This window comes from Halopelagius inordinatus (genome assembly GCF_900113245.1).
Lineage (GTDB): Archaea > Halobacteriota > Halobacteria > Halobacteriales > Haloferacaceae > Halopelagius > Halopelagius inordinatus.
Genome location: NZ_FOOQ01000002.1, coordinates 548,334 through 562,194, shown reverse-complemented (window position 1 = coordinate 562,194; position 13,861 = coordinate 548,334). Strand labels below are relative to the sequence as shown.

Sequence of the window (13,861 nt, the reverse complement as noted above, 5' to 3'; positions counted from 1 at the left end):
GCGGCCTTTTTTCCTCCAGGTTTTTCGAGGGGGTGCTTCGTACCCCCTCGAAAAAAGTGGGTTATTGGAAGCCGATACGACCGTCCCGGCGTTCGCCGAGTTGGTCGCTGCCGCCGCCTTTGAACTGGTCTTGCATCTGCTCGTAGTAGTTCATCAGGTCCTCGGTGATGGTCGGGCGCACGGACTCCATCGCCTTCCGGAAGTGCCGCATCTCTATCTCCACCGCGTCGTCGTCCTCGCGGAGGGCCTCTATGGCCGCCTCCCGGGCGATGGATTCGAGGTCCGACCCGACGTAGCCGTCGGTTATCTCGGCTATCTCGCGCAGGCTCACGTCGGGCGCGAGCGGACTCTCTCGGGTGTGAATCTTGAGAATCTGCTCGCGGCCCTCCTCTTCGGGTTCGCCGATGAGCACCAACCGGTCGAAGCGACCCGAGCGGATGAGCGCGGGGTCTATCATGTCCGGTCGGTTCGTCGCGCCGATGACCATCACGTCGCCGTTCTCTTCGAGTCCGTCGAGTTCGGTCAGGAGTTGGTTGACGACGCGTTCGGAGACGTTGTTGCCCATGTCGTTGCCCCGACTGGGCGCGAGGCTGTCGAGTTCGTCGAAGAAGATTATCGTCGGCGACACCTGCCGGGCCTTCCGGAACGTCTGGCGGATGGCCTTCTCGGACTCGCCGACCCACTTCGACAGCAGTTGCGGGCCGCGCACCGAGATGAAGTTCGCGTTCGTCTCGTTGGCGACGGCTTTCGCGATGAGCGTCTTCCCCGTCCCGGGCGGCCCGTACAACAGGACGCCTTTCGGCGGGTCGATGCCCATACGCTCGAACTTACCGCGAGACGTGAGAGGCCACTCGACGCTCTCTTTGACCTTCTGTTTCGGGTCTTCGAGTCCGCCGACGTCGTCCCACGTTATCTTCGGGAGTTCGACGAGGACTTCGCGCATCGCCGAGGGTTCCACCTCGTTGAGTGCGCCCTCGAAGTCCTGTCGCTTCACTATCATCCGGTCGATGAGGCTCGGCGGGATGTCCTCTTCGTCTAAGTCTATCTCGGGGAGGTAGCGCCGGAGCGCCTTCATCGCGGCCTCTTTCGTCAGGGCTTCGATGTCCGCGCCGACGAAGCCGTGCGTCTCGTCGGCGAGGTGGTCCAGAGAGACGTCGTCGGAGAGGGGCATCCCGCGGGTGTGAATCTGCAGGACCTCTTTGCGCCCCGTCTCGTCGGGGACGCCGATTTCGATTTCGCGGTCGAACCGGCCGGGGCGGCGAAGCGCCGGGTCGACGGAGTCGACGCGGTTCGTCGCCGCGATGACGATGACCTGCCCGCGCGTCTCCAACCCGTCCATCATCGTCAGGAGTTGGGCGACGACGCGGCGTTCCACCTCGCCGGTCACGTCTTCGCGCTTGGGCGCGATGGAGTCCAGTTCGTCGATGAAGATGATAGAGGGAGACTCCTCTTTTGCGTCCTCGAATATCTCGCGGAGCTGCTGTTCGGACTCGCCGTAGTACTTCGAGATGATCTCGGGACCCGCGATAGAGAAGAAACTCGCAGAGGTTTCGTTCGCGACGGCCTTCGCCAGAAGCGTCTTCCCCGTCCCCGGCGGGCCGTGGAGAAGCACACCCTGCGGCGGTTCGATGCCGAGTTTCTTGAATATCTGGGGGTGCTTCATCGGGAGTTCGACCATCTCCCGGACGCGCTGAATCTCGTTTTGCAGGCCGCCGATGTCCTCGTAGGTGATTCCGCCGCCCGTCTTCTCGAATCCGGAGATGGGTTCCTCGCGGAGTTCCACCTCGGTGTCCTCGGTGACGAGACAGACGCCCTCGGGGTCGGTTTCGACGGCGATGAGCGGAATCGCCTGTCCGGGCGACCGCATGAACGGGTGGTTCGTCGAGGACATCACCGGGACGATGTCGCGTTCGACGACGGGTCGTTTCAGAATCTGTCGCTTGACCATCCCGGCGGCGTCGGAACCGAACTGGACGCTCGCCTCCTCGGGCGGGGCCAACACGAGTTTCTCCGCTTTCTTCGCTTCGGCCTTTCGGATGGTTACCCGTTCGCCGATGCCGACGTCGGCGTTCTGACGGGTGAATCCGTCGATGCGAACCGTATCGGTGTTCCAGTCTTGCCGGTCTGCGCGCCACACCTTCGCCGCGGTGGTCTCACCGCCTTCTATCTCGATGATGTCGCCCGGTGAGAGCTTCAGATGGAGCAGCGTGTCTGGGTCAAGACGGGCGATACCGCGGCCCGAGTCGTTCGGGTACGCCTTCGCCACTTCTAGTTGAACTTCGTTCATGATTGTCTCGCGGGGATGCCTCGGGTTCGGTCACGACGAGTGTTAAGTGCTTCCCTGACCGCTGGTAGCGCCGCAAAACTCTCTCGTGACACTTACTGGCACAGTACGCCGCGGGGCTACTAATCCCTACCGACTCCGACACCGAATACCGCACGGTTTTCACGACTCGACGCCTCCGTTCGGACATGCGTACACTCGCGTTCGACGGGCGGATGGGTGCGAGCGGTGACATGATTCTTGGCTCTCTGCTCGCCGCCGGTGCCGACCGGTCCGTCCTCTCTGTGGTCGAGGAGGCACTCGACGTTCGGTACAACGTCGGCGTCGCCGAGAAGAACGGCATCGCCGCCACGAACGTCCGCGTCCTCGTCGACGGTAGCGAGGAGGGAGACGACCACACCCACAACGACGGGGACGCTCACGGTCACACTCACGACGGTGATGACGCCCACGATCACCACCATCACGGCGACGACTCCCACGATCACACTCACGACGATAGCGACGCTCACGGTCACCACCGTCACGGCGACGACTCCCACGACCACGACCACGGCGAAGAGACGCCCGCGGAGGGGCACGGCCCGCACCGTTCCTACGCCGACGTCGTCGAACTCGTCGAGTCGATGGACCTGCCTTCGGGCGTCGAGTCGGACGCGAAGGCGGTGTTCCGAATCTTGGGCGAGGCGGAGGCGTCGGTCCACGGCACGGAGATAGACGAGACGCACTTTCACGAAGTCGGCGCGGACGACGCCATCGCCGACGTGGTCGGCGCGTGCCTTCTCGTCTCCGACCTCGGCGTCGAACGCGTGGTGACGACGCCCGTCGCGGCCGGAGGCGGCGAGACGACGATGAGTCACGGAACGTACCCCGTGCCCGCGCCCGCGGTGGTCGAAGTCGCCGAACGCGCCGACTGGGCGATGAAAGGCGGCCCCGTGGAGGCGGAACTGCTCACGCCGACGGGCGCGGCCATCCTCGCGCACTTCGCCGAGAGCGTCGATTCGTTGCCGCCCCTCACCGTCGATTCCTCGGGGTACGGCGCGGGCGGGTGGGAGTTCCCGGACCACCCGAACGTCCTCCGGGCCCTCGTCGGCGACGGTTCCGGACGCCTCGCGCGCGACGAGATAACCGTCTTAGAGACCAACGTCGACGACGCGACGCCGGAACTCCTCGGCGGTCTGCAGGAGTCGCTGACGGAGGCGGGCGCGCGGGACGTGACCGTCCTGCCCGCGACGATGAAAAAGTCCCGTCCCGGCCACCTCGTGAAAGTCGTCGTCCGACCGGAGGACGCAGAACGCGTCGCGCACCGACTCGCCGTCGAGACGGGGACGTTGGGAATCCGCGAACACGGGGCCGGACACCGGTGGGTCGCCGCCCGCGAGTTCCGGACGGCGACGCTCGATATCGACGGCGACGCGCACGACGTGGCGGTGAAAGTCGCCTCCGACGAGACGGGCGAAGCGTACGATTACAGCCCCGAGTACGACGACGCCCTCGCAGTCGCCCGCGAGACTGGCCTCCCGGTCCGAGAGGTCATGCGCCGCGCCGAGTCCGCCGTCCGCGACTAGCGGGCGTTCTGCCCCGGGTTTCAGTCGCTCCGCCGCGCGTCTCTTCTCACTTCTCGGACGAATCTCTGCGGACCCGATGCTCGTCGAGTGCCTCTTGGACGGTCAGTTCGCCCGCGGCCACCCGGCGGGCGAGTCCCTCGTCTATGGTGCGGTTGTCGTCGGACTCGTGTCGAGAGCGGTCTTTGATTCGCTGGAGTTCGCCCGCCGTCGGTTCGACGTCGCGGGAATCGACGACAGAGCCCGTCCGCCGGGCGATGTTGACCGCCGCGAGGACGTCGCCCATCCCCCGTGCGCCGGTGCCGAGATACGGCGTCGTCCCCGTCTCGTCGACGAGTTCGACAGTCACGTCTTCGAGTTCGTTGACGATGGTCGCCCCTTGGATGCGCGCGCCGTCGCCGACTCTGACGACGGCGTCCGGAGCGTCTTCGACTTCGCGGCGAACCGTCTCAACCGCGTCCGCGAGTGGGACGTGAAACGCAGAGACCACCGTCTCACCGACGAGAACCGCGACGCCCGGCCGGGTGCCGGGGTCGACGCCGACGACGGTCCGCCCGCCGTCGCCGCGAAGCACCGCGACGGCCTCTTCGACCGCCGTTCGGGCCTCGTCGGACGCGGCGACGACCGTCTCCGCGTCCGCCGGAACCGAAATATCGTCCGTCGGCGAGACGATGACCACCTCCGTGCCATCGGGCAACTCCCCGTCCGGTTCGACGGTGGTGAACGAGACTCCTCGGTCGCGGAGTTCCCCGACCACGTCGTGGTAGAGTTCGAAATCTGCGGTAGCGACGACTATCACGGCGTCTGATTCGCCGTCGGAGGTGTAAAACGTGTCGCGCCCCGCCGACGCGGGGCGGGAGAACGCCGGACCGGGGGCTTTTTCGGCAGACGACTCTCACGTCATCCCGTGTCCGAAGCACTCACCACCGGGTGTCGCGAACTGGACGACCTGCTCGGGGGCGGGTTCGAACGCGGCACCGTCACGCAGGTGTACGGGGCGCCTGCCGCGGGGAAGACGAACGTCGCGCTCTCGGCGGCCGTGCGCGCGGCGGCCGCGGGGGGGACCGTCGTCTACATCGACACCGAGGGCCTGTCGATAGACCGCTTCCGTCAACTCGCGGAACACGCCGCCGGAGACGACCAGTCCGTAGAGGAGGTCACCTCCCGACTCATCATCTCCGAGGCGCACGACTTCGAAGAACAAGAGGAGGCCGTCCGCGACACCGCCGAGTTCGCAGAGCAGGCGGACTTGGTCGTCCTCGACAGTGCGACCGGCTTCTACCGCCTCGAACGCACCGCCGAGGGCGACGGCGGCGAGTCGCTTCGTCGAGTCGCCCGACAGGTGACGCATCTGCTCTCTCTCGCGCGGAAACACGACCTCGCGGTGGTCGTCACGAATCAGGTGTTCACCGACCCCGACACCGACCGAGCGAAAGCGCTCGGCGGCCACACCCTCGAACACTGGACGGGGGCCGTCGTCCGCCTCGACCGCTTCCGCGGCGGGAACCGGCGCGCCACCTTGGAGAAACACCGCGCGAAACCCGCCGGAGAGACCGTCACGTTCAGAATCACCGACGCCGGACTGGAGATGGCGGAGGTCTGAGAGCGCTCCGGCCCCGGCGAGATACGGTTATCTCCTCGGAACGCGTCCGTCTAGTATGTCTTCGATGACCCGGAGAGAAGTAGGCGGAGAGCGACCGGTCTGTCCGACGTGCGGCGCGCCCGCGGGCGCGTCCGTCTCCGACGGACCGCGGATGGGCGGCGAGTTCGCCGTCTACCAGTGCGTTCCCTGTGACCGCATCGTCGAGATAGACGCCTCGTTCGACGTCTCGTGGACGACCGGCGACGACGCACCGACGGTCCGAACCGTTCGGTCGGCGGCGAAACCGACGCTCGCATCGTCGGACTGAAAAAAGACCTGTTCGGGCGCGACGGTCGCCTCTCTCAGAGGTCGCCGAGTTTGCGGACGAGTTGGCCGCGGTATTTCTCGTCGGCGTTGACGCCTTTCTTCTCGAGGACGTTCCGTTCGAGTTTGTCGAGTGCGACGTGGAAGGCGTGTTCGGAGCCGTATCCTTCGCCACTCCCCGCCAGTTGGCCGTGACTCGTGCGGAGGCGAATCTGGCACTGGATGAGGGGCGTACCGCGGAGTTTCTCTTTGTGTTCGTGGAAGCGGACGTGAGCGTGGTGGACCTGCATCTTCTGGTATTTGTCCACGACGCTCGTGATGTCCGCGACGATGTCCTCGCGCGTCAGAGCCTCCAAGAGGTCGATGTTCGTTATCTGAACGTCCATCTGTTGTTCCTCGGTGAAGGTGAGCGCTCTGAGCACGTCCGTCTTCGTGACGATGCCCGAGACTTCGTTCTCGGTGTCCGTCGGCGTCACGACGAGTCCCGAGATCTCGCTTTCGAACATCCGGGAGACCACGTCGCGGACCAGTTCGCCCGGTTGCGCGGTGATGACGGGTGCGCTCATCAGGTCGTACACCGGCAGGTCGAGCATCCGGTCTAAGTCGCCCCGTCGGTCACCGCGCCCCTGTCGCCTGTCGTCGCGTACGACGAAGTCGATGATGTCGTGCGTCGTCAGGATGCCTTCGAGGTCACCGCGTTCGTCGACGACCGGAAGCCGAGAGACGCCGTGTTCTCGGAGGCGGTTTATGGCCTGTCCGACGTGGGCTTTCTCGCCGACGCTCACCACGTCTTCGGTGTAGATGTCCTCGACGGTGATGGCGTCGAGACTCTCTAAGACGGCTTCGAGGATGTCGTCGCCGGTGACGATTCCGTACAGTTTCTCACCCTCGTACACCGGGGCAATCTTCGTGTCGCCCTCGACGAGCATCCGCGCCGCTTCGCGGACGTCCTCGTGGCGGTCGAGACGCGGTGCGGACGTCATCACCGCCGACGCCTTCGTGTCGTCTTCCATCCGCGAGCGAACGAGTTGCTTCTCGCCGATGACCCCCGCGTACGCTCCGTCTTCCGTCACGATGATACCCCGCGGTTTCTCGCGGTCGAAGATCGAACGAATCTTGCCGAGCCGTTTTCCGGCGTCGACTTCCACGAAATCGGGAGTGGCGATATTAGTAATATCCATAACGAGTCCTCCACCTTCGGATACTCCGCGCTCAGTCTTGAAACTTTGTCTCATTCTCAATACCCTAGATACTGAAAATGAGATATATTGTCACGGATGCGAGAGAGCGACCGTCGCCGGATATCGGGCGGTTCGCCCCCGAGAGCGGGCGAAATCGAACGAAATCGGGTGAATCAGCTATCGAGGCAGGTCAGAGAGCGTCACGAACGAGACTGCGGCGGGGCGTCGAGAACGTCGTACGCCGTCACTCCGTCTACGTCGGGTTATGACGCGTCCTCGTCGTCGAACCCGAGGGTTTCGATGCGAGAGACGAGGAACGGTCGCAACCACGCGACGAGTCCGTGGCCGACGCTCCGTCCCCACATGCCGGACTCCGCTCTGGCTTCGGGAACCAGTCCCTCTCTCAGTTCGCTCAACAGGACCGCCTCTCGGTCGACCAACAGCAACCGACCGGGCCCCGAACCGTCGGACTGATCCGCGGGGAACGGCGCCCGGGAGTCGACAACCCGCGCGTCAGAGACTCTCGTTTCGACTCGGTCGGCGGCGGATTCGGAGGGGACTTCCACGAACACGGAGACGCCGCGGCCACAGGCGTCCGCGAGTTCGTCGAGGAGTTCGTCGCCGAGGAGAGTTCCGTCCCCGACGGACAGATACACCTCCTCTGCGGCCTCTTCGATCAGCATCTGCGCGCGGAGGGCGACGTCCGCTTCGGTCGCTATCTTCCAGACGCCCTCGTCGTCCGTCTCTCTGGACTGGAGTTCCGCCAGCTTTTGGCCCGCCTTCTCGATGTGTTCGTCGTACTCCTGTCGGAGTCGCTTCAGTGCGACCGAAGGCGGCATCGCGATGAACGCTCTCGGTTCGGACTCTTGGATATCGATGAGTCCCTGTTTGTGCAACCGTTCGGTCACGTCGTACACCCGAGACTGGGGGACGTCCGATATCTGGCTTACTTCCTTTGCGGTCCCGCGGGAGAGTTGAGTCAGGGCCACGTAGCACCGAGCCTCGTACTCGGTGAGACCCAACTCGGTCAGGGACTCTGTAATCTCAGCCTTCGATACCATCGTGCTCCGTCCTCACTCCGAGTCACGCATCCCAGACATATTCGTATTCATTACTATCATGATATCTTACTCTTAACTCATGATATATTAACCTTCTGGCCGAATCCGGTTCGTCCGTGACCGTTGTTCGTCTCTCTACTAGGCGTCCGTCCACGAGAGGGGCGCGTCCGCCTCGGCCGACGATAGTCTCGAGGAACCGTAGTCCCCACCTCGTGAGAGGTAAGAGCGCACCTGGGTTTACAATTTGCCGAACTGTTGTCGGAAAACTTAAACTAGTGTTTCGATCGAAGTATCTCAGATATCGGATAACGTCCGCCAAAAGATATGTATACCGGGTGACCCTCCCTGAAACCGAGGATATACTTTGGATGAACTCCCCGACAGACAACTATTATCACCGTACTTCTGTTACCGTGGTCGAGCGAGTGGCGGACTGTCTGGACGCGGACCCCTTGAATATCGAACCTCTCTCGAACGTTATCGACCCCGACGTACTGGACGCGTTCGCGGACGCCGGTGCGGTGGGTGCGGACTCGGAACTTCGCTTCCGCTATCTCGGGTGTGACATCGTCGTCTACGGCGACGGACGAATACGCCTCGAGGAGGCGGACGCCCCGAGCGATTCGGAGAACTGAGGCGGACAGTCGCTCCGTCCGCCGTCTCCCTCTCGACGAGGCGGGGTTCGCGCTCCGGGAGACGCCGCGGGCGGCGTCCGGTGGAGTCACCCCGCGACGCTTCTTTCGACCCGATTCCGCACGACCGTCAGAGCGTCGACGGCGCGACGGTACCTTTCCCGTACTGGCCGCCCTCTTTTATCGTGTCTCGAATCGCCTCTTGGGTCTCCGTATCTCCCAAGCCGTCGGTCGTCGGGAGGGCCGCAATCACGTGGAGGCGGGCTTTCCACGCCGGCAGGTCTGCCATGACGACGATCGAATCCGGTTCGGGGTCGTACCCCGGGTTCATCGGCCCCCAGTGAACGCGCGTGCTCCGAGCGACCGGAATGCCCTTCTCGAGCGCCGCCTCCGTCGCGTCGTCCATCTCCGGTGCGATTCCACCCCACCAGCCCGTGGCCTGGATGACGATTCCGTCGACGTCGTACTTCCCCGCGACGGCCTGTTCGATCAGGTAGGCGTCCGCCCCGGCACCGGTGGTGGCGATGGGAACGGTTAGGTCCGACATCGCGTCCAGGTCGCTGTCTGAGAGGTCAGCCGAGTAGCTTCCGGGGTCCCGGTAGAGAACGAGTTGGTTGTCGGTGAAGACCGCAATCGGTCCCGCCGGTCCAGAGTCGAACGTCTCAAGCTTCGTCGTGTGGGTCTTCGTCACGTCGCGCGCCGCGTGGACTGTCTCGTTCAACACCACGTACACGCCGCTTGGCTCGTCCTTCAAGTGGAACTCTCGGCGCGTTATCAACCGCGCCGCGGTGACGAGGTTCGACGGACCATCGGCGCTCACGGCGTCGGCGGCGCGCTGTGCCCCGACGAACGCGACCGGGATGTCGAGATCCAAAACGAGGTCGTTGAAGTAGGCGTCCTCCTCTATCGCGTCGGTCCCGTGGGTGACGACCACGCCGTCGGCCCCGTCGCGTTCGGCCTGTCTGGCCGCTTTGGCGACGTTGACGTAGTCCTCGACGAGGAGGCTCGAACTCCCTTTCTGTGCGACCTGCTCGTAGGAGATGTCGACGAACTCGTCCAGAACCGGAACCGATCCGACGATCGCTTCGGCCCGTTCCGAGAGGTCGTAACCGCCGTCGTCGGCCGCACCTTCCGTGCTCGCGATGGTACCGCCGGTGCCGATCACTCTCACCTCCGGTTGCTCCTCTACGCTCGGCGTCTCCGTCCGGCTGAGAACCTCCTCGGTGGTTTTCGCGACGCTCGAATCCGCCAGCAGTCCACCCCCGCCGACCGCGCCGGTCAGCTTGAGAAACGTTCGCCTTTTCGGCATGAAACTACCGGTATCTCCGTCTTTCTTCGAACTTCCGTCTCCTTCGTTTCCTCTCATCGCGTTTTCGGGCTGTCATGTCACAGAAATAAATATTCCCCTAATCAGGTGACGTAGTTCCTAGTATTCCTTCGTTTCTCTCCTCGTCTCTAATCTGTCGGCAGAATATTACGACGTATGGTGTGTATTGTGTCAGATGCCGTGTCTTTTCGGACGACGTCGCCCGGCACGAGATGATACACGGGTTCGATCTGTCGTCTCGACGCGCGATCGAGACGTTCACCCGTCTTTGTCAGAATGTTGCGGTTCGACCGCCGCGTGCTCGGTCCTGTTGTGACTCGGTGTGGCGTCGCGGCGGGTATCTACTCTCCTCCGTAGAGCCGTGATAATCGCCCGGCCCGGACCGAAGGGGAGCGCCGAGGACGACTTTCCGGAGCTTCCCCTCCAGAATATCTCAGTTGAATTAGGAGACGTGGGCCCTGGCGAACCGATGAAAACAACACTCCTGAAGGCGAGGTGTGACCGTGCTCTCTGAACCAGCCATCGAACGTATCAGAATCCGGACGTTGAACCGCAGTGACGTACGCGGCGGCGTCGCCTCCGGAAAACGCCGGACTGCCGCGGCGGACGTTCGCGAACGTCCGGAGGACCTACGATGAGAACCGTCGGTGACGCGGTGGCGGGACCGCTCGACGCCGCGAGAGCGACCGATAACACACGCGTGCGACGTGGTGCGTACCGATGGTGAACGAAACGCTGTGGGGCGCGTACGCCGCGGGAATCGGTCTCGGGATACTGCTCGGGGGACTCCTCGGCGTCGCCGCGTCGGATATGTGGCACCTCGTCGGGCTTCTCCTCTTCAGTCTGGGGTTCATCGTCGCCAGTCTCGTCTTCGACCGGCGGTCCCAGCGCTCTGTGACGCAGGACGTCGCCGACGACGAGTGAGTCTCCGCGAGTGTTCGTCTCCTAGCGCAAGTCCCCGGCCGAGTCGGTGACGCGGCACCACAGACTCCCCGTTCCCTCGAGGACTGCGTGACCGAGGGCAGGTGTAGGCCGCCTTCGTGTACCGCGATAAGTGAAACTGGAGGATGGGTATTTCGCGATATCGGCGCTCCCATGGGGCTAAGATGTTTCGAGAAAGTGATGGCCCCAGCTTTCTTCGTTCTTCTCGTGATCGCGGGGATTGTGGTTGCTAGCATCGTTCTATGAGTAGATTAGAAACTGACCGTCAGAAGGCATACGAGACAGCACAGCCGACAGTCGCCGCTACATGGCCAGAGCGTTATGTGTCTCTGACGTGTCACTACGGCCATGCCACAAACACACACACCCACCCGACGGCGATTCGGGCAGGGTGTCGTCGGTGTGGGCGTCCTCGGGAGTCTGGGGACGCCTACCCCGGCGACTGCGTCGGCGACGACGGACGAGGGCGACCTGCATACGCTCACGATTACCGCGAACGGGCCTACCGACTACGCGTTGAGCGTCGCGGGCGCGCTCGAAGCCGACCGGACGGGCGGGGACTTCCGCGCTGACGATGAGACGGCCGCCCGAGTCGCGGACACAGCGGTCGGCGAGTGGGTTACCGAGACACTCACCCCCGAGACGGCGGGCGGGCCCATCTACGTGGGCGACCGGTTTTTGGTCGGGTGTGGCGGCGCGCCGATGTGTCTCGACGTCCAGCCCGACCCCGAGGCGGCGAGTGGCGCGGGCGGGCATGCCGATTCAGATATCGATATCGACGTCCACGTCTACGTGAATGGCGAGCGCACCGGCGACGAGAACGTGACGGCCGTCTGCGGCGACACCACGCCGTATTCGGTGACGATTGCCGCCAACGGCCCCCTGGAGTACCAGCTCAAAATCCCCGGCGGAGGCGTCGCCGCCGACACGCGGTGGGGGGACTTCCGCGCCGACGACGAGGTGTCGATTCGCGAGATTCGGGGTGTCCGGCACGTCTCCGAGGGAGTGGGCCCGCCGCGCGAGCAGATGGGTGACCAGCACTTTCTCGGGCATCGATACCGGTTCTGTGGTAAGGTGGAGACGTTTTGGGTCGAAGCGCACCCCTTCGCCGACGCGAATGTGTACGTCGATGAAGGAGTGGGGGTGCTTCGGGAGAGTGCGTGTGGGTCCGAGTGAGAGGAGAGACGCGGAGCGTTACTGCGGCGAGACGCGCCCGGGGATGTTGGCTCGGACCACGATTTCACTCTTCAAGGTCCCCTCGTGTTCGAGGAGAGCCTGTGGTCGAGAGCCGGACACTGCTGGTCCGGGTCGGTAATGTAGCACCCGCAGAAGTCGCAGATGGGGGGCTCCAGTTCGACGGTCCGGCTCACGCCGACCACCCCCTACTCTCGAAGTGGTTAGTTGAAAGAGAATTGACTAAACAGCCGATATCACGTATAAGAGAGTGGGTTGGGGCAGATTTGAACTTTGGTCGCTCTGCTCGCGTCGCTCCCGAGTTCAAAATCTCCCGTACCGTCTTCAATTCCACGGACTCCTCGCTTCGCTCGTCGTTGCGAGGAATCAGAAAATGGGTTGGGGCAGATTTGAACTGCCGGCCTCCTCCATGTCAAGGAGGTGTCATAACCAGACTAGACCACCAACCCGTCCGGTTCGTGCGTGCTGACGCGCCCTGTCTGAGCGCATTAGTTCGTATCCCGGGGACGTAATTGAAGGTTTCGGATTGGATGTCCGTCTCCCGATTTCGCCGATCGAGAACCGCACGGTGGACCGAGACGGCGATTCCGTGCTTCGAACTCACACCGAGATTCGTCACCGTTCCGCACGAATTTGGCGTCTCCTCGCCGCCTCCCTTCACCTCCGACACGCTTAAGCCGATGAACGAATTTGTACATTGTATACCGAACCAGTACATCGGTGGTCACCACATGACGCTTCAGGATTACATCGAACGCGCGACGGAGGGCGAGGACCTGACGCTCGAACAGTCTCGCGAGGCCGCACGCCTCGTCTTCGAGGACGCGACGGAGGCGCAGATCGGTGCGCTTCTGACGGCGCTCAGATCGAAAGGCGAGACCGAGAGCGAGATTGCCGGATTCGCACAGGGGATGCGCGACGCCGCGCGGACCATCGAACCCGACCGGAAACCGCTGGTCGACACCTGCGGCACCGGCGGCGACGACTACAACACCATCAACGTCTCGACGACCAGCGCGATAGTCGCCTCCGGGGCGGGCGCGGCCGTCGCAAAGCACGGCAACTACTCCGTCTCCTCCTCGTCGGGGAGCGCGGACGTTCTCGACGTCGCGGGCGTGAACGTCGAGGCCGAACCGCCGTCCGTCGAGGAGGCCATCGAACGCGACGGCATCGGCTTCATGCTCGCACCGGTGTTTCACCCCGCGATGAAGGCCGTCATCGGCCCGCGAAAGGAACTCGGCATGCGCACTCTGTTCAACGTCCTCGGCCCCCTGACGAACCCCGCGGGCGCGCAAGCGCAGGTTGTCGGCGTCTACGACCCCGACCTCGTCCCCCTTCTGGCGCGCGCACTCTCGCACATGGACGTCGAACGCGCCCTCGTCGTCCACGGATCCGGCATGGACGAGATCGCCCTCCACGACGAGACGGTGGTCGCCGAAGTCGACGGCGACACCATCGAGGAGTACACGCTCTCGCCCGTCGATATCGGGCTGGACTCCGCGCCCGTCGAAGCGGTCGGCGGCGGCACCCCCCAAGAGAACGCGGCGGACCTGCGCGGCATCGTCCGCGGCGACGTGACGGGTCCAAAGCGGGACATCATCCTCGCGAACGCGGGCGCGGCGGTGTACGTCGCCGGACTCGCAGACTCCATCGCGGAGGGCGTCGACGTCGCCGCCGAGGCCATCGACTCCGACGCGGCGGCGGCAAAACTCGAAGACCTCCGTGCGGACGCGGACGACGCCGACGCCGAATCCGAGGTGGAGGCGTAA

The 13,861-nt window shown here is 64.1% G+C and carries 12 protein-coding genes and 1 tRNA gene; 7 read left to right on the top strand and 6 right to left on the bottom strand.

Going from position 1 to position 13,861, the window contains the following annotated elements; all coding sequences use genetic code 11:
* Positions 1–61: 61 nt before the first annotated feature.
* Complete coding sequence (locus BM167_RS10645) at positions 62–2,287, bottom strand: CDC48 family AAA ATPase (protein WP_092892258.1); 2,226 nt, start codon at positions 2,285–2,287, stop codon at positions 62–64.
* 185 nt (positions 2,288–2,472) lie between these two features.
* Between BM167_RS10645 and larC the strand changes: the two genes are divergently transcribed.
* Complete coding sequence (gene larC / locus BM167_RS10640) at positions 2,473–3,852, top strand: nickel pincer cofactor biosynthesis protein LarC (RefSeq protein WP_092892256.1); 1,380 nt, start codon at positions 2,473–2,475, stop codon at positions 3,850–3,852.
* Between the two features lie 46 nt (positions 3,853–3,898).
* Here larC and BM167_RS10635 read toward each other — a convergent pair whose 3' ends face one another.
* Positions 3,899–4,648: a hypothetical protein gene (locus tag BM167_RS10635; RefSeq protein ID WP_092892254.1), complete on the bottom strand. Its 750-nt coding sequence runs from the start codon at positions 4,646–4,648 to the stop codon at positions 3,899–3,901.
* A 108-nt stretch (positions 4,649–4,756) separates the two neighbouring features.
* On the opposite strand from BM167_RS10635, the gene radB reads away from it, so the two are divergent.
* Positions 4,757–5,452: a DNA repair and recombination protein RadB gene (radB, locus tag BM167_RS10630; RefSeq protein WP_092892252.1), complete on the top strand. Its 696-nt coding sequence runs from the start codon at positions 4,757–4,759 to the stop codon at positions 5,450–5,452.
* Positions 5,453–5,507: 55 nt separating this feature from the next.
* Positions 5,508–5,759 (top strand): hypothetical protein, encoded by a 252-nt coding sequence (locus BM167_RS10625; protein WP_092892250.1) that lies wholly within the window; start codon positions 5,508–5,510, stop codon positions 5,757–5,759.
* 34 nt (positions 5,760–5,793) lie between these two features.
* Here BM167_RS10625 and BM167_RS10620 read toward each other — a convergent pair whose 3' ends face one another.
* On the bottom strand, positions 5,794–6,936 hold the full coding sequence (locus BM167_RS10620) for a CBS domain-containing protein (RefSeq protein WP_092892248.1): 1,143 nt from the start codon (positions 6,934–6,936) through the stop codon (positions 5,794–5,796).
* 263 nt (positions 6,937–7,199) lie between these two features.
* Positions 7,200–7,997: a TrmB family transcriptional regulator gene (locus BM167_RS10615; RefSeq protein WP_092892246.1), complete on the bottom strand. Its 798-nt coding sequence runs from the start codon at positions 7,995–7,997 to the stop codon at positions 7,200–7,202.
* Between the two features lie 368 nt (positions 7,998–8,365).
* On the opposite strand from BM167_RS10615, the gene BM167_RS10610 reads away from it, so the two are divergent.
* Positions 8,366–8,632 carry a HalOD1 output domain-containing protein gene (locus BM167_RS10610; RefSeq protein ID WP_281244626.1) on the top strand — a complete coding sequence of 89 codons (267 nt, stop codon included), beginning with the start codon at positions 8,366–8,368 and terminating at the stop codon, positions 8,630–8,632.
* 127 nt (positions 8,633–8,759) lie between these two features.
* Here the strand turns inward: BM167_RS10610 and BM167_RS10605 are convergent, their stop codons facing one another.
* Positions 8,760–9,938, bottom strand: coding sequence for an asparaginase (locus BM167_RS10605; protein ID WP_092893074.1), 1,179 nt, complete (start codon positions 9,936–9,938; stop codon positions 8,760–8,762).
* A 738-nt stretch (positions 9,939–10,676) separates the two neighbouring features.
* Between BM167_RS10605 and BM167_RS10600 the strand changes: the two genes are divergently transcribed.
* Both BM167_RS10600 and BM167_RS10595 read left to right on the top strand, forming a co-directional pair.
* A complete protein-coding gene (locus tag BM167_RS10600) occupies positions 10,677–10,880 on the top strand; it encodes a hypothetical protein (protein ID WP_092892242.1) in 204 nt (67 codons plus the stop codon).
* A gap of 366 nt (positions 10,881–11,246) precedes the next feature.
* Positions 11,247–12,074: a hypothetical protein gene (locus BM167_RS10595; protein WP_143095494.1), complete on the top strand. Its 828-nt coding sequence runs from the start codon at positions 11,247–11,249 to the stop codon at positions 12,072–12,074.
* A 392-nt stretch (positions 12,075–12,466) separates the two neighbouring features.
* Here the strand turns inward: BM167_RS10595 and BM167_RS10590 are convergent.
* Positions 12,467–12,541 (bottom strand) — tRNA-Val (locus tag BM167_RS10590).
* Positions 12,542–12,823: 282 nt separating this feature from the next.
* On the opposite strand from BM167_RS10590, the gene trpD reads away from it, so the two are divergent.
* On the top strand, positions 12,824–13,861 hold the full coding sequence (gene trpD, locus BM167_RS10585) for an anthranilate phosphoribosyltransferase (protein ID WP_092892238.1): 1,038 nt from the start codon (positions 12,824–12,826) through the stop codon (positions 13,859–13,861).